This is a genomic window from Asanoa siamensis, from assembly GCF_016862555.1.
Taxonomy (GTDB): Bacteria; Actinomycetota; Actinomycetes; order Mycobacteriales; family Micromonosporaceae; genus Asanoa; species Asanoa siamensis.
In genome coordinates this window covers 1-21,231 of the sequence record NZ_BONE01000113.1, presented here as the reverse complement: position 1 = coordinate 21,231, position 21,231 = coordinate 1, and the positions used below count along the sequence as shown (strand labels likewise).

Sequence of the window (21,231 nt, the reverse complement as noted above, 5' to 3'; positions counted from 1 at the left end):
GGTTACCGGTGCGGCTGAGCCGGTGACCAGTCTTTGTTCGAGGGTCAGACCAGCATCGGAGCGGTGCCGTTGTAGTGGGCGTCGGCGTCGTTGGACTTGAACCGGCCTCGTTGGGCCAGCGGCCGGGAGGTCGCGTTCAAGCCGGCGCGACAGGTGTCAGCAGTCTTCCACCGCCCGGACCAGACCATCGGATCAGCCGGCAAGCACAGTCAGGGGCTGTTTCCGTCCTGATCTGCCTGGCGCGACGCCAGTGAGGAAGGACGCGTGATGACCGCGACACTGAACATCCGGAACGAGACGCGGGCCAAGACGGTGCTGACCGACTCTTCCGGGCATGTGGAGATCGACGTGCCGCGGAACCGGGCGGGCACGTTCGACCCCCAGATCGTCCGGAAGCGGCAGCGGCGGCTCTCGGCTCGGGGGTCGAGGTCAGGTCGCGAACCGGCCGTTCTACGCCGCGATTAGGGCCTTTTGCGACGGCTTGAAGGGCTGCCCAAGGTGGTCACGAACGTGTGGCCCAAACTGTCCGGTTTGTGGGACAACGCGGGGAGCGCGTTCATCCCGTTCCTGGACTACAGCGTGGAGATCCGTGAGGTGCTCTGTTCGACCAACGCGATCGAGAGCCTCAATGCCTTCTCGTAACCCGGTCACTGGACCCGACCGGGCGACCGATTGCCGGCCGCTGACCTACTGATCCCTGCGGAAACACCGTCAGCGAGATAGTCCCCCGAACCTTCGAAGCAGCCGCCAGCAGCCGGGTTCTGGAAGCAGCGGGGGCCCGCAAACGGCGAGCGCCAACCAGTCGCACGGGGTCCCGCGATGGTTGGCCGAAATTCTCGACCGTGCTGGCGCCCTCCGGCTGAGTGAGCATGCGACTCGGCGTCGCTGTGCCCGGCACAGAGGAGCCAGCCCTGCCGCTAGCCAGCCGCGTACGGCAAGCGGGTTTCGGTGAAAGCATCGCAACACTTGTTGACGCCCACACAGTTGCCCGCGCAAAGAACCAGGGCGGGGCGCCTATGTAGAGGGCCACCGATGTGGCCTGTGCCTATCGATGGTACGAGCAGCCACGCCGCCAACCGAGCTCACGCAGGCCAAGTCGACTCGGATCGCGAATGACCAGGGGTCGGGCCGTCCTGGCAGGAAGACGAGCCCGACCCCAGATTCAATGGCAGTCGCGGCGACTGCGTCCAGTCATGTCAGGGTCAGCCGCCGAGGATGAACGGCAGCCAGGTTTCCAGACTGCCCTGATTCTGCGCCGGGGGTGAGTTGACGATCTCGCTATCGAGGGCCATCCCCATTGAGACGCCGCTCATCAGCAGTTCGGCGCCCAGTCCAGCGACAGATTTCGCCGCTCCTGCTGCTGGCGCCGCGATGCCCAACGCCGCTTGGACACAGGCACCTCCATTTCCGTCGGCCATGCAGCCGTAGCCGTCTTTGATCAGAGACAGGCCACCGAAGATCGCAGCCGGCACAGCGCAGGGAGCGAAGGCCAACGCGCAAGTCCAGAGGGCTCCGGAGATGGTGCCTATGTTATTCCAAATGAGCAGTACCGCATCCTCCATGAGGAGAATGTTGAGTTTGAGGATGCCGCGCAATCTGTTCTCGTCGCCGAGAGCCAGGCTGTTCATCACCAGGTCCAAGGTGTCATCGGGCGAGAAGAGACCACTGCCAGCGAATCCGACGCCGGCCCGGCTGTTTAGTCCGGAGCCGATGGCGCCGACGTTCCGCGCCGCGTTCGGCGTACCCACCTGGTGCATCCGGCGGGCCTGCGTCGCCCGGCGCTGCTCCTCCTTCCGCTGCGCGGCCTTCGCGGCGATCTGTCCACCAAGGCCCGATCCGGCGGCTGAGACTCGACCGCCGCCGAGGCCCGAACCCGCACCGCCGGTCTTGCCACCCAGGCCCGAACCCGCGCCGCCCGTCGCGCCGCCCAGGCCCGAACCGATGCCGCCCGCTCCCCCACCGAGGCCCAGTCCGGACCCGATGGCGCCCGGCCGCGAGCGAAGGCCGTCCGGGTCCGTCATCGTGGCCGGGCTGTTGTTGGCGTAGGCGTATCCGTTGATCTGTTGTGGGTCCATCGGGTCGATGATCGGATCGGCGGAGATGAACCGGCCGAGGCCGGGGTCGTATTCGCGCGCGCCCAGGCGGGTGAGGCCAGTCTGCGCGTTGGCGGTGCCGCCGACGAATCCTCGGTCGCCGCCGGGCCAGGTGGCCGCGGAACCACGCGCGTTGCCGAAAAGGTCGAGCCGCCGGGGCGTCGCCGCGAGCGTGGCCGCGTCGATCGCGACTTGGGAGGTGTTGTTCTGGTCCGCCAGGGTCCAGGTCAGGCCCCGCGCCGTTCTACTGCCGATGCCCTCGTAGTAGCGACGCCCGCTCGTCGCGCCGGTCGCGCGGTCGAGCCGGATCTCACCGTCGCCGACGAACAGCGTGACCGAGTCCGGATCGCGGCGCAGCAGTTGCGCACCGTCCGCGTCGTAGACGTAGCTCGTGGCCCGCCCGCCCGCGGTGACGGAGCCGAGAAGTCCGTCGTCGGTCCACTGCAACGCCTGGGCGGCACCACCAGGGCCGGGACGGGTCAGCGTGTTGCCGGCCGCGTCGTAGCTGTACGACCCGGTGGTCGCGGACGTCACCGCGTGGGGCCGGTCTGAACCGGCGGCGGGGTACGTGTAGCGAGTGGTCACATCTGGGGCACCGGCGATCCCCTTGACGACGCGACTGGTGCGGTTGCCTGTGACGTCATAGCCGTACTGGTGCCAGTACGGCGCGGGGCCCGCGATCGCCGATGCGGACGGCGCGGCAGGGCACGCTTCGGTGGCGACCGTCCACGCCGCACTCACCCGGCGCAGGTAGTCGTAGGCGAAGCACTGGGTGTCCATTGCCGAACCCGCCGTCTGGTCGAGCAGGCGGGTGACGTTACCGGTCGGATCGTAGGACCACTGGAACTGATGGACGAGCAATGCCGTCGAGGCCTGTCGCGACGTCTGCACCATTCGCAGCCGCCGGGTGCCGTCCTCGTAGTAGTGCCGACGCATGATCCGTTTGCCACCGGCATCGTGGGTCGTTTCGGACCGTTCACCGAGGCTGCTGTACGTGATGGCCGCGACGTACGACGCGTGGCCCCTGACCGCGGCCAGACGACCGAGGTTGCCGTACTCGTATACGAGAGTTTCCGGTTGGTTCAGGTCAGCCAGTGCGGGCAGGGTTCGCGTCGCGGGGCTGCCGTCCGGGGCGTAGCTGTGGCGGGTCTCGTAGGTGTTGGCCAGCGCCTCTTCGCCGGCGACAGAGGGCACGACGACCCGCTCGCCGACTGGTCGGCCAGCTGCGTCGTACCCGATGACTTCCTTGACGTAGTCGGCGCCGTCATGGCGCCGGCTGCTGGAGGCGGGCAGACCGAGCCCGCCCGGGCGGTCGTAGGTGTGGCTGGTGAGCACCGTCCCGCTCGGGCTGCCGAGGCGGGTGGACAACACCCGGCCGAGGTTGTCGTAGGTGGTGGCGATTGTCTTGCCACGCGCGTCGACGGTCGAGGTCGGCCGGTCAGCATCGTCGTAGGTGGTACGGGACACGCCGGTGTCGGGATCGTCGACCATGACCTTGCGGCGTCGCGCGTCGTACTCGTACCGCCACACGTTTCCGGCCTGGTCCGTGATCGAGCTCAGGTCGCCGGCCTTCGTGTAGGCGTAGCGCGTCTGGTCGAACGTGCCTGTCGCCGATCGAGCGTGCCACTGCACCAGCGCGGTGGTCCGGCCTCGCGCGTCGACATGCGTGGTGGTCGCCGTGCCGCCCACGGGTGGGACAACCGTCTTCCGATCCCCGCCGTACGAGGTGACGGTGCGCCACCGCTCGACGTTCTTCTCCGTGTAGATCGAGTTAACCGACCGCTCAGCACCGTCATAAAGCTCCACAGTGGCGGCGGGAACCGCGCCGGCGGCCGGCAGCACGAGCGTTGTGCTGATGGAACCGGTGCTGTGGTACGACGGCCGGGTCACGTTCACGAGACCGCGCGAGTCGTAGACGACGTCGGCGATGATGCGGCCTCCGGCAGGCCCCGGGCTGGGCGTCTGGGTCTGTCGTTGCCGCAGGAACCCGTCGAGCAGAGTGTACGAGGGCACCTGGGATCCGTCGGCGGCCAGAGACAGGGTCCGCACCCAGTTAGGCCCACCGGACTGGCGGATGCCGTACTCATATCGCAGATGGGGTGTGAGGTCCGTCGAACGGCCGGGTTTCCAGACGTGCGTCAGCCGACCGATGGCGTCGTACCGCAACGTGGAGACACGGCCGTTGGCATCCGTTCGTGTCGTCGGCAGCCCCCATGCGGGTTCGCGGGTCTCGCTGGTGATGTGTTGCGCCGGGTTCTTCGTCTGCACCTTGGTGGTGAGCCCGTGCGTCTGGGTGTAGGACGTCTCGGTGACCTGATCGAGCGCGTCCCTGACCGTCAACGGACGGCCGAACGAGTCGTACGTGGTCCGCTTGGACGCCACGTACTCCGGCGTGCTGTCGTTGTTGGTCTTCGCCCGTTCGATCCGCGTAGCGTTGCCACGATTCGGTGCGGCGCCGTGGGCCAGACCGTCATAGGTAACCAGTTCGTCGGCGATGGCGTCGGCCGGATAGGTAGCGGTCTGTCCACAGGCGACGCCTTCCACCTTCGTCCGGCTGGGCAGCGTCACCAACATGAGATCGGTGTTCTTCGCGTACGTCGTCGTCGTGCACTGGTCGTCGGACCCTGTCGCGAGGTCGCCGCGATCGTCGACGCTGGTGGGGTTTCCGTGTTCGTCATAGACGGTCGACACCTGGGTGGTCCGGGTGCCGCCGGCAGTCAGGGGTGTCCGGGTCGTGGTGCGAACGGTTTCCACCTGGTGCGCCTTCAGGACGCTGTGGCTCGCGGTGGGCTTGGCCCACGGCTCGTTTACGGCCGCCGTCACCACCGGCCCGCCCACGCCGTTGTAGGTGATCTCCTCCCGGACGAAGCCGGCCAACGGCTTCAGGTCGTTGATGGACACCCCGTTCGAGTCCGTGACCTTTTCGGTGTTGGTGGTGCCGTCGGCGTATCTGTCACCGTGCATGCCGCGGAAATATCGGTAGACCGTGCGCGACTCCGGCTTTCCCGCGTCCGTCTGCGGATTTCCCCGGCGGACGCCGACCGTCTTGTACCCGCGCCATTGCGACCAGGTTCGCTCCGCGGCCTTGACGAGCGGATTGTCGTCATAGGCCCAGGCTCCGCCGGCCGAGTCGTACTCGTAGTTGGTGACCATGGTGGGCGAACCGCCCACATTGTCGGCCTCTGTGACCTGCAACACGATGTACTTGTGGAACCAGTCGTTGACAGCCGTGGTGTGCGGCGGCATCGTCCAACGGACGGGGAAGCAGCGCTTGACGTTGCGGTCGGCCGCCGTGGGCAACGCGTTGGGCGCACAGTTGACGCCCGCGTAGTGGACGGTGGTCGTGGCACCCGACTCGGTGGTGATCGCATTGAGGCGCATCTTGTTCAACTGCGGGTGGTCGTCGCTCGTCGTGTCCACCCGGTTGGCCTTCATGGTCCCGGCGAACGTGACCGTCGGCACGTGGACCGCCTCGCCCACGAGTCCGTTGTGCTTGATGCCGTTAAGCCACAGACCGGCGCTCGTGCCGTCGCCGGGTGACGGATAGCTCGCGGTGAAGTCCCATCGATCCACGTCCCGGTAACGGCCCTCCCCGATCGCCGTCTGCGTGGTGACGCTGGCCAGCCGTTTCGTCGACCAGAACGTCGGTGCCACGTGCAACGAGCAGGCCGTCCCGGCGCATTCGGCCTCCCAGGGCACGTCGGGCCAGTTCGCGCCGTGGGTCGTGCAGGACTGCCCGCAGCGGTCGGCGGTGCCGAACGTCACCTTCGCGGGTGCCCCGGCGTAGGCGTTGTCGGCGCGGAGGCCGTACTCGATCCGGTTCAAGGTGCCACCGCGGACGTACGACCTGGTGGCGGTGCCCATGTCAGCGCCGTAGTTGTTGTGCTCGACGTCGTAGTGGTAGCTCATCGCGTTGCCGTTGCGGTCCACGACGAAGTCGAGGTTCCATCGGTACGCCTGCAGGCACGAGGAAGCGGCGTAGGTGCTGCCGCGGCACGGCTCGCCGGAATCGTTGCCGTACACGGGCACGGTCCACGCGGATCGGGTGTCTCGGTTCCGGTCCGGGGCCCAGCCCGGCAGCCGGTTGCGGCCGAAGAAATACTGCGTGCCGTCAGTCGTGGTTACCTTCCAGAACTCCTTGTTGTCGTCGCCGTTCTCCGCCCCGATCAGGTGTTCGACCCGCGTGCCGTCGTCGGTCTCCAGCTTCCAGGTGCCGTTGCGGTCCCAGGTGCCATCCACCAGCACGAGGCGTTGGGAGCGATCGCCCATGGACAGGGTCGCGTTCTCCGTTTCCCAGCAGAGGTCGCCGGTATCCCTGGTGTTGTTCGCCTCGGGGCCACGGTCGTCCATGCACGGCTTGTACGAGCGCTCGATGAAGCCGGGCCACAGGTCCCAGCCTTCCCCGATCCAGGACGGCTGGTTGTTGGTGCCGGCGGTCCGCCCGTCCACGGTCGACGAGTTGTACGACGCTTCCAGGGTCGGCTGAAGGCCGCCTGGCACCGGCGGGGTGCGCATCGGGTACTGCCAGGCGAAGCTGCCGCCCTGCGGATCGACTTGCCAGGTCCCGCTCGGCGCCAGCGAGGTTGCCTGGTAGTCACCGGCCGTACCTTGCGCGGCGGCGACGACGGCGAACGTGGTTGCCCCCGAGGTGACCGAGACGTCGGCGGAGACCTGCCGCGCTCCGGCGTCGTTGTGAACCGCGGAGATTGAGGCGGATGCCCGCTTGGGGCCGAACGGGACGATCCGCAGGCGCGAGGCCCAGTCGCCGCCGTACGCACCGGCGAACCCGGAGTAGTCGACCGTCAGCCGCACGGTGCCACTGCCGGAACTGCCGTCTGTGCGGCGCACCTCGACCAGCAATCCGTCGACACCGGCCGCGGTCGTCGCCGCACGGTCCCGGACCGCGACCGCGACGCGCGTGGGTGCACCGGCCGTGCGGGCGGCGGTCGGCGAGACCCGGACGGGAAGCGAACCGGCGCGGGCGGTCGGGTTTACGGTCCCGGCCTCACCGGCGTCGAGCGGTACCTCCGCTGTGCCGCCCTGCGGCCAAGTCACCCGCGCCGGCGCGGGTGCGGGCTCGACCTTCGCGACCGCACGCTGGGGCGGCACGAAGTTCTCGGTCCGCACCGGTGCGATCCGCTGAATGGGGCGGACTTCAGGTGACACCGGCGCGGACGACGTCGCGCGCGCCGGCACCGCGCCGGTCGTCGCGGCCAGAACAGCGGCAAGGACGAAAACGGGTACGTCGCTCAGCCGGCCCAAGCCGGCCCGGGTCAGTGGTCGCATCACTCCTGCCCCTCAGGAAGTGCCGTGACGACGTAGCCGAGGGAACGGTCGAAAGCTCGTCCCTCACAGCCACGGTCGCGCGAGTCGAACAGATCGGTGGCGCTGGCTCGACAGCGGAAGAGTTCGCCGCTGGGCAGGTCCGGCGGCGGGGTTGACCAGACGTGACCAACCACGGCGAGCGTCGTCCCGCCTTCGCATCCGGGCTCGACCGAGCTGAACGTGTCGGTGTCCTTCTGGCAGCGCCACAGCGTCGTGGTCCCTGGCTGCTGGAAGGTCGCGAGGAGACCCAGATTTCCCTCGGCGCGATAGGTCGACGGCACGTTGGCGGTGGCGCTGGTGTGGTCGTACGGATAGCCGGTGGCGGCGTGGCGTACCAGGTGTCGATACGCCCGGGCGTGCCCGAGCAGTTCCTCCATGACCTGCCCCTCGCACCCGCTGTCGTGTGCGGCGAAATGGGTGCCGCCGTTGCGGATCGCACACCGGTAGATCGGGACCGTCTCCACATCCGCCGGTGGCGGGTCGGCGTAGAGCTTGCCGATGGCGCCGAGGTCCGTGCCATTCCCGCAGTCGTAGGCGAGCAGGTAGTCGCGGCTGCCGTTCCGGCAGGAACGGATAGTGACCGTGTTCTCCGCGTCGTTCGGCGCCGGGACGCCCAGGGAACCTTCGAAATGCGAACCGGTGGGCACCGGTCCGGTTGTCACCACGTGGTAGCCGCCGACGTTCTTGAACCGGGCGATCTGCCCGGTGTGGGCGCCCGGCCGACCGGTGACCGGCCGCGTGTGATCCTCGAGGATCATGTCCTCGGATCGGGTGCCGGTCCACACGTGGACGTCGTCGACATCGCCTCGCAGGGGTGCCGCCGGGGCGGCTCGTTCCAGCCCGCGGCCGACGTTCAGAGCGCCGCCGGCGTTCCATGCCTGGAACGTTCCCGGTAGGTTGGCCGATCCCGCGGGTCGGCCGTTGACGAAGAGGCGCAGCATCTTCGCCGGCGCGTCGTAGACACCGGTCAGGTGCGTCCACTCGTTCGGCGATACCAGCGATCCGCTCGATGCGGTGACCGGCCGCGCGGTGTCGCTGTCCGCCTCGGGAACCTCGAACCGCCAGTTTCCTTCGCGGTGTCCCAGGACGAAGCCGCTGCGGCGGCCGCCATCCTGGGACAACACGGTGCCGGTTTCGCCCTCGGCCCCCGCTGGCACCCGCACCCGGGCGCTGACCGTGAAGCTACTGTCGGTGCGCACGACCGGTCCAGCGGCCCGCACTGTATCCGTGCCGCCGTCGAGCCGGACAGCTCCACTGCCGACCACGCCCTCGGTCCAGGTGACGGCGGTCCCCACCGCACCCGGCCGGTAGTTGCCGGAAACATCCTGTGTGCTGGCCCCGGCGCCCTCGTCGAAGGGCAGGAACACCTCCTCGTTGGCGGGGAGCGTGGCCAGGCCGGTGACCTCGACTGCGCTCAGCACCCGGTCGTAGACCCGCACGTCGTCCACGGAGCCCGGCCAGTAGTTGAACGGGCCGCTCGCCTGCCGCGCCCGGCCGATCTGCAGCGTGCCCGTGGCGCTCCACGGCGTCGGGTGGCTGACCACTCCGGTGGTACCGACCGCGCCGTCGACGTAAAGGCGCGCGGTCTTGGTGGCGAGGTCGTAAACACCGACCAGGTGTGTCCACCGGCCAGGCACCGCCGGCGTCGCCGACTCGGCGACGCGCCGTGCGGCGCCTGTCTCATTGGCCGCGGGGATGGTGAAGTTCCAGCGTTTGCTCGAGCCGTTGTACTGTAGGAAGAAGCCACTGATCTGGCTGCCGTCCTGACTCACCGCGGTGCGCCAGTCGGTGTCGAGCCGATCGAGCTTGACCCACGCCGAGACCGAGAACGATCGGCTGGTCTGCACAGCGGGACCGTTGGTCGTGTTGACGTGGCCGCTCACTCCGTCGAACCACAGGGCGTCGCCGTGCCGCCCGGTCCGCCACGCGACCGGCCCGAGCGTGACAGTCCCATCGCGCCGACCGGCCGCGTCGTCCGGAACCCGGGTCTCCGCGATCCCGTCCAGCCGCCAGCGACCCGTCGGGGGCGTACCGGCGCCGACCGCGAACTGGTAGAGAGTCAGGCCGCTCACGTTGCCTGCGCGGTCCACGCTCCGGACGAAGAGGTCGTTCACGTTGTCCTTCGGCGGCGTGATGAGAAGGCTCGCCTGGCCGCTGGAGTTGGCGGCCACGTAGAGCGGTGTCTGGTCGTCCATGCCGTAGCGGAACCCCGCCACATCCGTGCCACCGACGAAGGTGAAGGTGCCGGCGCGCCCGACGGCACCGGCCGGGTCGCAGGTGGACTGGAAGTCACACTTCGGATAGGTCGCTGACGAGACCTGCGGACTACCGGGGGCGGTGCGGTCGATGGTGACATGACAGGCCGGACCGACCGGTCCCCATGCGACGCCGTCCCACCCTCGAGCCCGGAAGAACAGCTTGCGGCCATGCGCGGCGTGCGCCGCTGGGACGTCCACCTCGAATCGGGTGCCGGATGCTTGGACCGGGCTGCTCGGATCATGGACGTTCGTGGCGCCGAGTTGCTGGCCGGTGTCGCGGTCGTACCAGATGAACTGTGCTTCGACGTTTCCGCCGTCTTCGTCGGCGATATAGGCGGACATCCGCGGCCCGCGCGGACGGTCCGGGTTGTTGCTCAGCATCGGGTGGACCTGTGCCTCGCCGGGCGGCGCCGTGCAAGCCAAGCCTTCCACCCGCACGTTGTACGGCAGGGCCGGACGCGTGTTGTAGGTCACCGAGAGCACCGGCTTGGTGGCGAACTTCTTCCAAGCAAGCTGGTCGCCCTCGTTGCGAGCCTTCAACACGATCGTCGTGAGGGTCCGGTTGTTGCCTGCCGACCAGGCGACGATGCTGGTCGCCGGCCATTCGATCGTGTGCGCGTCGCAACCTGGGCGTCCCCACGCCTCGGTCCGGGTGCCGAGGTGCAGGCCCGGATTCTGGTTGGTCCACGGCTGGGTGCGCCAGGTCGTCCCGCCGTTGACGTGGTCGGTGCCGAAGGCATCGACGGCTTTGGCCGTGCACGACGGCGCCCAGTCGTTCACCGCGCGGAACGAGGCCCTGATGATGTCCTTGCCGCGCAGGTCGCCGGTATTGAACTGGAAGTAGGAGCGAGCGACGCCGATCCCGGCGCACGTTCCGTCTTCGTAGCAGCGACCGACCTTTGCCCTGTTGTCGCCGCTCCCGTTGGGATAGGCCTGGTCGGGATGGCCGCTCAAGACCATCAGCCAGGAGTTCCGCGTCGGAGCGACGTCCGGATCGATGAGTACCGGGTAGCGGGTGGATGGGCCAGTGAGGAAAGCCAGGTCCGGTTCGACGACCAGTGCCTCGTCCACCAACTTCATGCGAGCAAGGCCCGTGCGCTGTGCGGCGTCCCACATCATCGGCGCTCCGGTGGCGAACACCCGCTCGCCAGCGCCGTTGTAGAAACCGACGATGCCCGCCTCGACGCGAGGGGTCAGACCAGTGACAGCGAGCGGCAGGCGCAAGCGGGCCAACGCCGGATTGGTGGCCGCCTCGCGGCTCTTGACGACGAACACCTTGCCGAAGCCGCCGCTTTCCTTCACCTGCAGGCGAAGGTCAACCCCGGGCATGATCTCCCGGTACGTGGCCGTGTCGCCGGCCAGCTCCGGTGCGGGAAGTGTCGCCGGCCAGCGCAGCTCCACCCGCGCCCCCGCCGAACCGATCCGCACGAGTGGTTCGTTGCCCCCGCCGGAGAACCGCAGCGGCACTGTGGTCGCCGACGGCACCACCGCGCCGGTGGACTCGCGACGCAGCGCCGTGTCGAGTCCCACCCAGCCGTCGCCGCGGCGCACGCGGGTGGGCGCCACGGTGAAGTCTGTCGTGAGCGAGCCGTCCGGGTTGGCGTACACCGTGCTCGCCTCGCCGCGCTCCGAGGTCACCTCGACCCTGCGCCCGGTGGCCAGGGCCTGGGCCGCCGCACTCGCCACCGACCCGGCCGGCCCGGCAACTGGAGGGGGCGCCGGCTCCGCGGGGGTGGCGGCGCCGACCGGGACCGGCACGGCGATCATCGTCAATCCAACTATGAACGCTGACAGGCTCCTGGGCGGTCGCATGACTCCTCCTCAATCGGGTCGATACGGCCGCGCGCCGGTAGCCGCTGGATAGCCGGACGACTGCGGTCGCAGGCTAGACGACGACGCCTACAGATCCCTTTCACCGCGCGACCATCCTGACCGCGATGAATGGAACATGAAGGCGTCATGGGTGATGCTCGGCGTGCGCCGGCCAACGAGTTCGGGTTCGTCCACTCGCGGTCGCGCGCGGTGGTGAGGTGGACGAGCTGATGCCAGGCGACGAGTTGAACGTGCGGCGGCCGGACCGGTCGGCCGGCTCAGCCGCGGTTCGCCGGAAATCCACAGTCGACGTGGGGCTTGTTCCGGTCAACCCGATGGGTCGCGCCGCCAGAGGTAGCCCGCTGTCTCGTGGGGCCTCCTATTGGGCGGCCGTCGATAAGCATCGCGACGACCACGAACGATCGTGGTGACGGCCGGACGCGAGCTGCGCTCGAGCAGGCGTCAACGCAGGAGCGCCCCACATCGCCACACGTGCCTGAGCGACAGTGTGTCGGTGATATCCGTTGTGGGGTCACCGTCAACGAGTACCAGGTCAGCCCGCAGACCCGGAGCTATCCGACCACGATCGGTCAGGCCGAACCTGCGCGCGGGCACGGCGGTCGCCGCGCGCAGCGCGGCTGTCGGGCTCAACCCGGCGTCGACGAGCAACTGAAGTTCGTGGTGCAGGCTCGCGCCATTGGCGAGACCGCTCAGCAGCACTCCTGAGGCGTCGGTCCCGGCCAGCACGTCGATGCCCGCACGATGAAGAGTGCCGACGTTTTCCAGCGCGTCGGCCGCGTTTCCGCCCGGAAATGTGTTGATGCTCTGACCCAGCGCGCTGATAGCGCGGCGCGGCAGCCTCGCCGTCACTCTGTCGTCGGCGGCGAACCCGCGGGCGGTCAACCCGACGATCGACCGTGCGGCGGCGAGAGTGCTGATCGCGAAGGCCTTCGAATCCAGCATCGAGGCCAGCACGGTGTGGTCAACTCGTCGATCGATGAAGACATGGGCCAGTCCGTCGACGCCCGCATCGAGTGCGCGCCGGGCGGTTTGCTCCGTCAGGGCGTGCGCAACGGTCAACCGTCCGTGCGCGTGTGCCGCTCGTACCGCCGCGCGAAGGACGTCGTCGGCCAGAACCGACAGACCCGGGCGTCCGAGCAGGGCACCGTCCTCGATCATGACCTTGACGTAGTCGGCGCCTCCGGCCACCAACCCGGCTACGAGTCGAGCGGCCTCGGGCGTACTGGTCACGCCCAGACCAGGAGGTGCCGCCGATGTGCTGCCCGCATCGAAGAGCTCGGCCGGGTGGCCCCCCGGCGCTGTCACGGCGAAGCCGGCGCAGCGAAGGTCAGCGACATCGTCGTCAACATCGATCTCGGCGCGCTGCTCGGCCGTCCACCGGCCGTTCATGTCGAGTTGCGTCGTCACGCCGAACCGCAGTGCCTGGCGAAGTCCGGCGAGGTCCGTATGGACGTGTGCGTCGATGAGGCCCGGAAGAACCGTCCCGCCGGCGGCATCGACGCGATGCGTACCCGCGGGAGCGGCTTTCGGCAGATCAGCGATTCGGGCCCCATCGACCACTACTGTGCGCCCGTCTACCACGTGTATTCCATCGAACACGCGTCCGTTGACAATCGCGGTAATCATGCGCCTCCCCAGGCCGCCACGTCAGCGCGACCGGTGAGACCAGCCTATGGCACAGCGGAACGAACCTCGGTTCGCTGCCACCAAATGTGCCCGCCTGTGGAGACCTGAAAGCGAAATTAAAGCGGCGGTGGGCAAGCTGGCCGTCGATCTGATGACAGCTCATCCGGCAGCTTGTGTCACGGCGCGTCCCGTGCTCGGACTGGGCCGGCGGCGCGCCGTTGCCGCGTGAGGCAACGGCGGACTAGGCGGGCGACATTCGCATGAAAGCATCGGCGCGTCACATCGCGGCCTTGGCGGCGCTCGGCATTCTGAGTGGAGCAAGCACGCTTGCCCTCGCTCCGCGAGCTCTGGCCGAGGCTGGCCACCCTGACCGGGCGGCGACGGTGCGACCTTCGAACACCCGCCTCGAGTGGCAGGTCGGACGCCAGGACGACGGCGGTCCGCCCCCGGTTCGGTTCGTATACGGGCTGGACACCGATGTCGCGGTATGGGGCGACTGGGACAACAACGGCAGCAAGACCCCCGGAGTGTTCCGCGCGGGCAGGTGGCTCCTTCGAAACAGCCTCAGCGCTGGCAACGCGGATGTCGAGGTCAGCTACGGCCGAGCCGGCGACGTACCGGTCGTCGGGGATTGGGACGGCGACGGCCGGGTCGGCATCGGCGTGGTGCGGGGCCGCTTGTGGTACCTGCGGGAGACCGTGACGGCCGGACCGGAGCGGCAGTTCGGCTACGGAACCGTCGGGGACCTGCCCGTCACCGGCGATTGGAACGGGGACGGCACCGACACACCCGGCGTCTTCCGGGCAGGCGACTGGTTCTTGCGCAACAGCACGACCGCCGGCGACGCAGAGGCCACCTTCCGGTACGGCCGGGCAGGCGACATACCGGTCGTCGGCGACTGGGACGGTGACGGGCGCGTCGGCGTCGGCGTGGTCCGTGACCACACCTGGTTTCTGCGACATGACGTGCTCGGGGGAACCCACCACCTGTCGTTCCCGTACGGCGACGGCAGGGCGTATCCGGTTTACGGACCGCCCAGGGTGCTGGGGCCGATCCCACCGGCACCCGCGGTCACTCCGATCGTCTGGGGACGGTTTCCCCATCCGGCGCCGGCGGACAGCGACGCACAACTGATCGCGAACATCCTGCGCAACGCCAACCGGTACGCGGGGCGGACCTGGTGGAGCAGCGCGGGTTTTGCCGCACAGACGACGCCGTACCTGACGTTCAACGGTACCGGCGAGCTCAACATCCGTGGCCCGGCCAACCAGGCGTTCGCCTTGGCCGTCAGCCTCCGCACCGGTGCGTACAACGCCAGTCATGCCGGGGTTTCGGCAGCCGAGGCACGGCAACGGGCCGTACGGCTGGCGGTCTCCCTCGCCGCCAGGCACCAGGTCAACGCGGTGAGCGGCTGGGGCTCGCACTGGCAGAGTGCTTTGTGGACCGCTAGGGCCGGCTTCGCCGCGTGGCTGCTGTGGGAGGACCTGCCGGCTGCCGATCGCGAGAACGTGGCGCGCATGGTCGCCGCCGAGGCGAACCGTTTCATTGGCTACAGCGTGCCGTACTACCGCGACCGCTCAGGCGCCATCGTTTCTCCGGGCGACACCAAAGCGGAGGAGAACGCGTGGAACGCCATGGTGCTGCAAGTGGCCGTGGCCATGATGCCCAACCACCCGAACGCTCGGACGTGGAACAGCAAGAACGTCGAGCTGATGATCTCGGCCTTCTCCCGGCCGTCCGACGTGGGTAACTCGACGGTGGTCAACGGTCGCGCGGTCAGCGATTGGTTGAAGGGATCGAACGCCAACGAGGACGGCGTCCTGATCAATCACGGCTTCGCCCACCCCGACTACTCGACCACGGTGGCGCAGAACGCGCACGCTGCGCTCACCTCGTCGATGGCCGGCCAGGCAACTCCCCGTGCGGCGTTCTGGGGCGCCGAGACCATCTACGACGCGCTTGTCGACAAGGTGTGGGTGCCCGGGACGACGTACCCGCCGCGCGGCATGGTGCTCCAGCCCGGTGGAACCTGCTATGTCGACGATTCGCCGCGGCTCTACTACCCGCAAGGCAACGACTGGGGCACCGACCGATACATCCAACCGACGTTGCTGGACGTGCAGGCGCAGGCCTTCGGCTTCGACCGGCTCGCCAGCCAGAAGGGGCTCTACTGGCAGCGTCTGCACGGCCAAGGGGTTCTGAACCAACAGGCACGGTCAACGGACGGTCGGACCTACCAGACTGCGACCGAGGACACCTACGCCGGCCGCGAGGAACTCGTCGCGGTGACAGCGGCCGAGGCCTACCTGACCAAGTGGATCGTCGCCCAGAACGCGTGGCGCACCAGCAACGACCCTGTGTAATCGGGCCCATCATCGTTTAAGTCGCGCGCATACCGCGCGGTCTGCGTCGCGGAACGTGGTTGCGGCCGCCCTGCCGCGGCGGACAATACCGGCTCTGTGGCCCGGTCACGGCCCGGAGTGCTGCTGATGTGCGAGGCGGCGTCGGGTTCCTGGCCGGCCTGCTGGCCGCCGAACGAGGGCGGTGCGATTACCGCGCGGTCGGCGCCTCGAGCAGGCGATGCCTGATCCTTGGCGCTATCCGCTTTCGTGCTGGCAAGGGGCAGGGGCTCGCTGCGCGGTTCCTCCACCGTGGTGCTGAGTAGAAACAGCCCGGTCGAGTTCAGACGGCAAGGGCGATAAGTACTGCCGGAATGATGGGACCAGCGCCTGCTAAAGGATTGAACGCGCTAGCACGCCGGAGGCCACCAGCACGGCATCGTCGCACGCCGCGCGACGATGCCTTCGCCGACCGCGCCGATCAGCCCGGCGACCTCGACCTTGGCGAACAGCACGCTGGTCACGTAGGGCGCCGGCGGCTCGACTTTGCCGAGCCAGTCGTCGAGCCGCGCGTCGCACAGCCTGATCAAGTGCGACCGGCTTGGCCTGAGGAAGCCGCTGACCGTGAGACCGCTTGGTCTCGCAGCCGTGCATACGGCCGACGGCGAGCAACCCCAGGAGCACATGGGGGGTCGTCAACACTATCGCGTCGGCGGCCCGAGCCGCATTTGAAGTGAGACCGAAATAGGCATCGACAGATGCTTGACACAGCTATTCACTGAATGAATAGTTGCTGTCGTGTTCGTTTTCATTTCAACGCCGCCCAGCATGTGCTCACGCAGGTCTCCGTGCCTTGCTTGCGTTTCACGCACGCATCGTCGTGAGTCCTTAGCCGGACGCGCGACAGCTGGCATGGCCGTGACCGGAGGGCCTGATGTCCGCCGCTCCTCGTAAGCCCACTCAATCAGAACCACGAGATGAAACGCACCGCCCCCTCCACATCGGAGATGTAGAACCGGCTGATCCAACAGGGACTCAGCCGCATTCGGCCTCCTTCGGGTCGGAAATCTATACGATTCCCAACCTCGTGACGGCGGTCCGGACGATCGCCGCCGTATCGCTCGCGGCCGCGGCGCTGGTGCATCGAAGTGTCCCGCTCGTAGCCGCGGCATTCGCGATCTATTGGATCGGCGACATGCTCGATGGCCTGGCCGCTCGAATCCTCCGGCAGGAAACGCGGTTCGGCGCCGTGTTGGACATTCTTTCCGATCGCGCGTGTTGCTCGTTGTGCGTTGCGGTCGTGATCGTGCTGCGTCCCGACATGGCTTTCCCGCTGGCTCTGTTCCTTCTTCAGTTCATGGTCTTGGACTGCCAACTCAGCTTGTCGTTTTTGCGTTGGCCAATCGTGAGCCCCAACTACTTCTATGTTGTCCATCGCGCGGTCTACCTGTGGAACTGGTCCCCGCCCGCCAAGGCAGTCAACACCTCTGCCCTGGTAGTTCTCGTCCTCCTCGCGCCGTCGCCGCTTTACCCGCTTGCTCTCGCGCTCGCCGTCACCGCGGTGAAAGTCATTTCCTTGGTTACCGTGAGCCGCCTTAGAGAAGCCGGACCGCACTTCGCATGATCACGCTTGCGGCCACGGTGCTCGTCGGGTTCATATCTGCGTTTGTCCCCGTCGTCCCCATCGAGCCCTACGTCGTCGGTTTGATTGCGACAACCTCGGAGCACCCGGTGCCAGTTGGCGTCGCTGCCGCCGTTGGGCAAACCGCTGGCAAGATTTTGATCTTCCTTGGCGCACGCGGCCTGATCCGAACAGCAGCTTTGCGAAACTGGGTCACGAAGCGCGCACAGACCAAGCCTGGCACCGCCGCCGCGAGCAAGATCAAGCAGGGCGGGTCGCGGCTGCTCACACTGCTCGACCACCCGGTGACGCAGGGACCCATCGTGCTGCTCAGCGCTGCCGTCGGCGTGCCGCCGCTGCTCGTCGTGAGCGTCTGGGCCGCCCGCACCCGCATGGGTATGGGGCTGTTCTCCGGTGTCTGCCTGCTCGGCCGAGCAATCCGACTCATCGCTATCGCGTACGCGCCCGAGGCGTTCATGAGCTGACTGGTGCAATACAGGCGACAAGGACGTTGAACTTCTCGCGTAAAGCTCGGGGCTAGGAATCCAATGTCACCTGACTTCCGCATTGCCTCGTTAACCTAACGAAGCTGGAAGTCCTCCGGTCGCCGTACCCCGCTCTGTAGGCAGTCCATCCGCCCTCGGTCCGCGAGGTGTCTTCACCTAACGTCGGTTGATATGTCGCCCACTTTGGTGAACGGGTCTGCTGACGCGGTGGGATCAGCGCAACGAGTCAGACGGGGCGCGATAGTTATGCTCCGCAGGTGCGAGTCGGACTTCATCCTTCAAACATCGCGAACACGGTGCCCGCTATTGCACGCGCCTGCCGCACAGGCAGTCTGTTCCGCTTCTTGACGAGCCCTTCCTCCGCCGCGGCCACCGCCTCGGGCAGAAGACGACCCAGATGGTCGAGGACCTCCTCCCCGGACCTGCCCTCGAGCTCGGCCGGTACCGCGTACTGCACCACGAACACTCGGCTGGACCGCGCCCAGCGGCCGGTCCGCATCCCAACATGGTCCGGCTTGAGCAGGTTGCCCGCCACGTGAAGCTCCAGATCCACGGCCGCTTCGTCGTCCGCCGGCGTCCACGGGACACCGCCCACCACTCGTGCCAGCTGGCCGAGCCCGGCGCGTATTCCGCGGTTCTCTACGGTCGATCCTCCGATGACCGCACTGATGTACAGCGGCCTCCACTGATCGGTGTTTCCGATGTTTGGATCCACTCAGTCCACCTCCCCTTGGCCCGTGGTTGCGCAACCCCAGCAGCGCAGGCCCACAGGCCCTCGGCAGTCATTCTTCGCGCGATTCCTGCTAGCGCGACCCTCACGAAGTTAAATTGAAGTCGTCGTCGGCGATCGTCTGGCGGCGGAGGAACATCCGATGAGCGGCCGGACGGAACATCAATGAGGCGCATGGCGCAGCGACGCTGCATGTCGGTGCGCGCCGCAGCCGGAGATGCGCGAATAGAGAATTTCACAGTCGCCCCTCTTCAGCAAGGACCGGGTGACGTGATTTGATTCGACTTTCATTCGTGGCCGGACTCGGGGCCGCGAACACGCGCGTAACAAGGAAGGGCCTCGAGCGCTGCGAAAGGCGCTATCCGAGGACTACCAGGGATGATCAAAGGGCTCCGTGCCGCGGCTATGAGTTTGTCACGGTGAGTGAACTACTCGCGGAGCACTGAACCGATCGGAAACACGTCCACCAGTTCTGCACCGCTTCCGAGACCGTGCACACGCTCGTAACGGGCCTCAGAAACGGCCCAAGCGGCGCTGGTGGACGTCGCCGGCGAGGGCCGCCCGAATCCGACTGCATTCGGCACATTGAGCAGCCGAGCGGCCGTGACCTCGGTGCAGGCCTCGTAGCCGTGTGGCATTAGCACCACCCGTCGGCCTCCGCTTCAGCAATCGCGCCATGACGCTGTAAAGGCGATCGGCAATCGGACGCCTCTACGAGAAGTACTAACCGTCAGAAGCATTGCCGTTGCTAGCGACCGCGACCCTTACTGTCTTGTCGAGTACGGCCCAGGAGGCCAGACGTGGCCGGCAACCCTCGACCCTACAAGCACGTCGGCCACGTTTCCCTACGAAATATTCGCAAACCACGGTGGTACTGGACGCGGGCCGAGCAACAGTTGGCGGTCGGCGCTAACCGACAACGCGGTCGGGAGCCGGTCTAGGAGGGCCGCGGTTTGTGACTCCTTCAACCTTGCGTCCTTTGGCGCAAGATTGGGGGATCGGCGGGCCCGGCGGAACCCTGTCGGTGGCAGGGAGACGGCCGTACCCGAACGGCCGCACCGAGTGGAAGGCTCGAGCAATGCGTTCTGCACTAGTCATCGGTGGTACGGGATTGATCGGTCGAGCGGTGGCACTCCGGCTGCTCTCAGCGGGGTGGAATGTCAGCGTCAGCGGTCGTGACCCGCGTCGTATGCCCACGGAACTGACGGCTGCCGGGGCCGAGCTGGTCCTGTTGGACCGGGACGATCCGGCCGGGTTAGCTGTTGCAGTAGGAACTGGTCGTGACCTGCTCGTCGACTGTGTCTGCTTCACCGCCGCTCAAGCGCGTGTGCTTCTGCCACAGTTGTCGAGTGTGCGATCGGCGGTGATGATCTCTAGCAAGGCGGTCTACATCGATGACGCCGGAAACCATATCAACTCCGCTTCATCGCCCCGTTTCAAGAAGCCGGTGACGGAGCAGCAGCCGACTATGAAACCGGGCGACATGCCATACGCCACACCGGAGGGCTACGGCGCGAACAAGGTCGCCGCCGAGCAGGTTCTACTCGACAGCGGTCTCCCGGTTACGGTACTTCGCCCCTCCAAGGTTCACGGCCGGAGAGCGAACCCACCTCGCGAATGGTTCTTCGTTAAGCGAGCTCTAGACCGCCGACGTTCGGTGCTGCTCGCTGGCCGGGGCGAGGGCGGCGACCACCCATCCGCAGCCGCAAACATCGCCGCACTCGTCGAGGTGGTAGCAGAACGCCCGGGATGTCGCATCCTCAATGCCGCCGACCCGGACGTTCCTAACGGTCTGACCATTTCCCGTGTGGTCGCCGCGCAGATGGGGCACATCTGGCACGAGATCCTCCTTGACGAAGACGCGCCGCATGACCTCGGTTGGCACCCATGGCATCACAGCCCGCCGATCGTTCTGGACACCACGGCGGCACAAGCGCTGGGCTATCGCCCGGTCGGCAATTACGCTGACACAGTAGCCGATGAAATCGACTGGCTCGTGGACAATGTCGCAGTCGATGCCGCCTGGACACCGCCGGGAATCGATCCAGAAACAGCGTCGAGCTGGTTCAACTACGCCGGAGAGGACGAGTGGCTCCGGAAGCCTAGGGTAAGCCGCTGACGGTAATGAGCTTCCGAGCGTCGGCGGACATAGATGGGAAACAATGGAGAGCGGGGTAGTGGAGATTCTCTTCAGGTTCGACGGCGAGAATGGTCGTGTACTCCTCGAGGTGGCCGCCGACCGTGACCCGTCGAGTGTCGGCAAGTCCGCGCAGGACCTGGGGATGCCGATGTGTACTGCGTCCGTCGAGTTCCGCGCTCGTGGGTACCGGGCGTTGCTGGGCTGGGTGCTGTTCGAAGATTCCACTGCGCCGTTCGCCTGGTACGGCGATCGGCCCGTGGGATGTTGACCGGCGACTTGGGCGTTCCCCCTGGCTGGGTCTGCTTGGGGCTGTCACCAACAATCGCTGCTCGACGGGCTGCAATCTCAATGCCACGGTTGCTCGGGCCAGCCAACTGGGACAGTCATCGTCCATACCTGGCCGGGAAGTTCACGACATGGACGTTCGACGAGGGAGACCATTTCGCGGGTCAAACCGCTGGAAGCCGCCAGCAGCAAGCACGCTGACGTTCCGCTTTGCGGACGATCCTGTCGGCTGTGATCGTCGTCGGCCGCGGGCTATCGGTGTCGGCCTTGCACCGCCCCGGCCGCATCTGTCGCGCCGTTTACCCGTCTTCGCTGGAGCCACAGCGCCAGGCGGACACCGATGGAACGCGAACCGACTCACCCGCGTACCGTTGCGAGCGGCCCCATCAGGCACACAGGTCGGCACGTGCGAGCCCAAGCGAGGTCAGAGATCCTTGGAATGGGTGCATGGTCTCTTCACAATCAAAGGCTGTGA

10 protein-coding genes and 1 pseudogene are annotated in these 21,231 nt (G+C 67.3%); 6 read left to right on the top strand and 5 right to left on the bottom strand.

The features are described 5' to 3' along the window. Positions 1-267: 267 nt before the first annotated feature. Positions 268-633, top strand: a pseudogene (locus Asi02nite_RS42885) (transposase); the annotation flags it as partial. A 569-nt stretch (positions 634-1,202) separates the two neighbouring features. Here the strand turns inward: Asi02nite_RS42885 and Asi02nite_RS37760 are convergent. The 3 genes from Asi02nite_RS37760 to Asi02nite_RS37750 all read right to left on the bottom strand — a co-directional run bounded on the left by Asi02nite_RS37760 (position 1,203) and on the right by Asi02nite_RS37750 (position 13,135). Next, positions 1,203-5,747, bottom strand: coding sequence for an RHS repeat domain-containing protein (locus Asi02nite_RS37760; protein ID WP_203718853.1), 4,545 nt, complete (start codon positions 5,745-5,747; stop codon positions 1,203-1,205). A gap of 1,631 nt (positions 5,748-7,378) precedes the next feature. Further along, positions 7,379-11,443 (bottom strand): LamG-like jellyroll fold domain-containing protein, encoded by a 4,065-nt coding sequence (locus Asi02nite_RS37755; RefSeq protein ID WP_203718852.1) that lies wholly within the window; start codon positions 11,441-11,443, stop codon positions 7,379-7,381. 507 nt (positions 11,444-11,950) lie between these two features. Further along, positions 11,951-13,135 (bottom strand): amidohydrolase family protein, encoded by a 1,185-nt coding sequence (locus Asi02nite_RS37750; RefSeq protein ID WP_203718851.1) that lies wholly within the window; start codon positions 13,133-13,135, stop codon positions 11,951-11,953. A gap of 260 nt (positions 13,136-13,395) precedes the next feature. Between Asi02nite_RS37750 and Asi02nite_RS37745 the strand changes: the two genes are divergently transcribed. Further along, entirely contained in the window at positions 13,396-15,498 is a 2,103-nt protein-coding gene (locus Asi02nite_RS37745) for a hypothetical protein (protein WP_203718850.1), read from the top strand. Positions 15,499-15,884: 386 nt separating this feature from the next. Here Asi02nite_RS37745 and Asi02nite_RS37740 read toward each other — a convergent pair whose 3' ends face one another. Beyond that, positions 15,885-16,064 (bottom strand): hypothetical protein, encoded by a 180-nt coding sequence (locus Asi02nite_RS37740; protein ID WP_203718849.1) that lies wholly within the window; start codon positions 16,062-16,064, stop codon positions 15,885-15,887. Between the two features lie 476 nt (positions 16,065-16,540). On the opposite strand from Asi02nite_RS37740, the gene Asi02nite_RS37735 reads away from it, so the two are divergent. After that, positions 16,541-17,098, top strand: coding sequence for a CDP-alcohol phosphatidyltransferase family protein (locus tag Asi02nite_RS37735; protein ID WP_239127581.1), 558 nt, complete (start codon positions 16,541-16,543; stop codon positions 17,096-17,098). Continuing rightward, entirely contained in the window at positions 17,095-17,580 is a 486-nt protein-coding gene (locus Asi02nite_RS37730; RefSeq protein WP_203718847.1) for a hypothetical protein, read from the top strand. Before Asi02nite_RS37735 ends, Asi02nite_RS37730 begins: the two co-directional genes overlap by 4 nt. A 292-nt stretch (positions 17,581-17,872) precedes the next feature. Here Asi02nite_RS37730 and Asi02nite_RS37725 read toward each other — a convergent pair whose 3' ends face one another. Then, positions 17,873-18,316 carry a hypothetical protein gene (locus tag Asi02nite_RS37725; RefSeq protein WP_203718846.1) on the bottom strand — a complete coding sequence of 148 codons (444 nt, stop codon included), beginning with the start codon at positions 18,314-18,316 and terminating at the stop codon, positions 17,873-17,875. 1,093 nt (positions 18,317-19,409) lie between these two features. Between Asi02nite_RS37725 and Asi02nite_RS37720 the strand changes: the two genes are divergently transcribed. Next, on the top strand, positions 19,410-20,450 hold the full coding sequence (locus tag Asi02nite_RS37720; RefSeq protein WP_239127579.1) for an NAD-dependent epimerase/dehydratase family protein: 1,041 nt from the start codon (positions 19,410-19,412) through the stop codon (positions 20,448-20,450). A 58-nt stretch (positions 20,451-20,508) separates the two neighbouring features. Further along, positions 20,509-20,739: a hypothetical protein gene (locus tag Asi02nite_RS37715; protein WP_203718844.1), complete on the top strand. Its 231-nt coding sequence runs from the start codon at positions 20,509-20,511 to the stop codon at positions 20,737-20,739. The last annotated feature ends 492 nt before the right edge of the window (positions 20,740-21,231 follow it).

Excerpts from the sequence above, each read along its gene's own strand:
- Asi02nite_RS37755 (WP_203718852.1), bottom strand. The coding sequence starts at position 11,443 with ATGATCGCCGTGCCGGTCCCGGTCGGCGCCGCCACCCCCGCGGAGCCG.
- Asi02nite_RS37750 (WP_203718851.1), bottom strand. The coding sequence starts at position 13,135 with ATGATTACCGCGATTGTCAACGGACGCGTGTTCGATGGAATACACGTG.
- Asi02nite_RS37745 (WP_203718850.1), top strand. The coding sequence starts at position 13,396 with ATGAAAGCATCGGCGCGTCACATCGCGGCCTTGGCGGCGCTCGGCATT.
- Asi02nite_RS37730 (WP_203718847.1), top strand. The coding sequence starts at position 17,095 with ATGATCACGCTTGCGGCCACGGTGCTCGTCGGGTTCATATCTGCGTTT.
- Asi02nite_RS37720 (WP_239127579.1), top strand. The coding sequence starts at position 19,410 with ATGCGTTCTGCACTAGTCATCGGTGGTACGGGATTGATCGGTCGAGCG.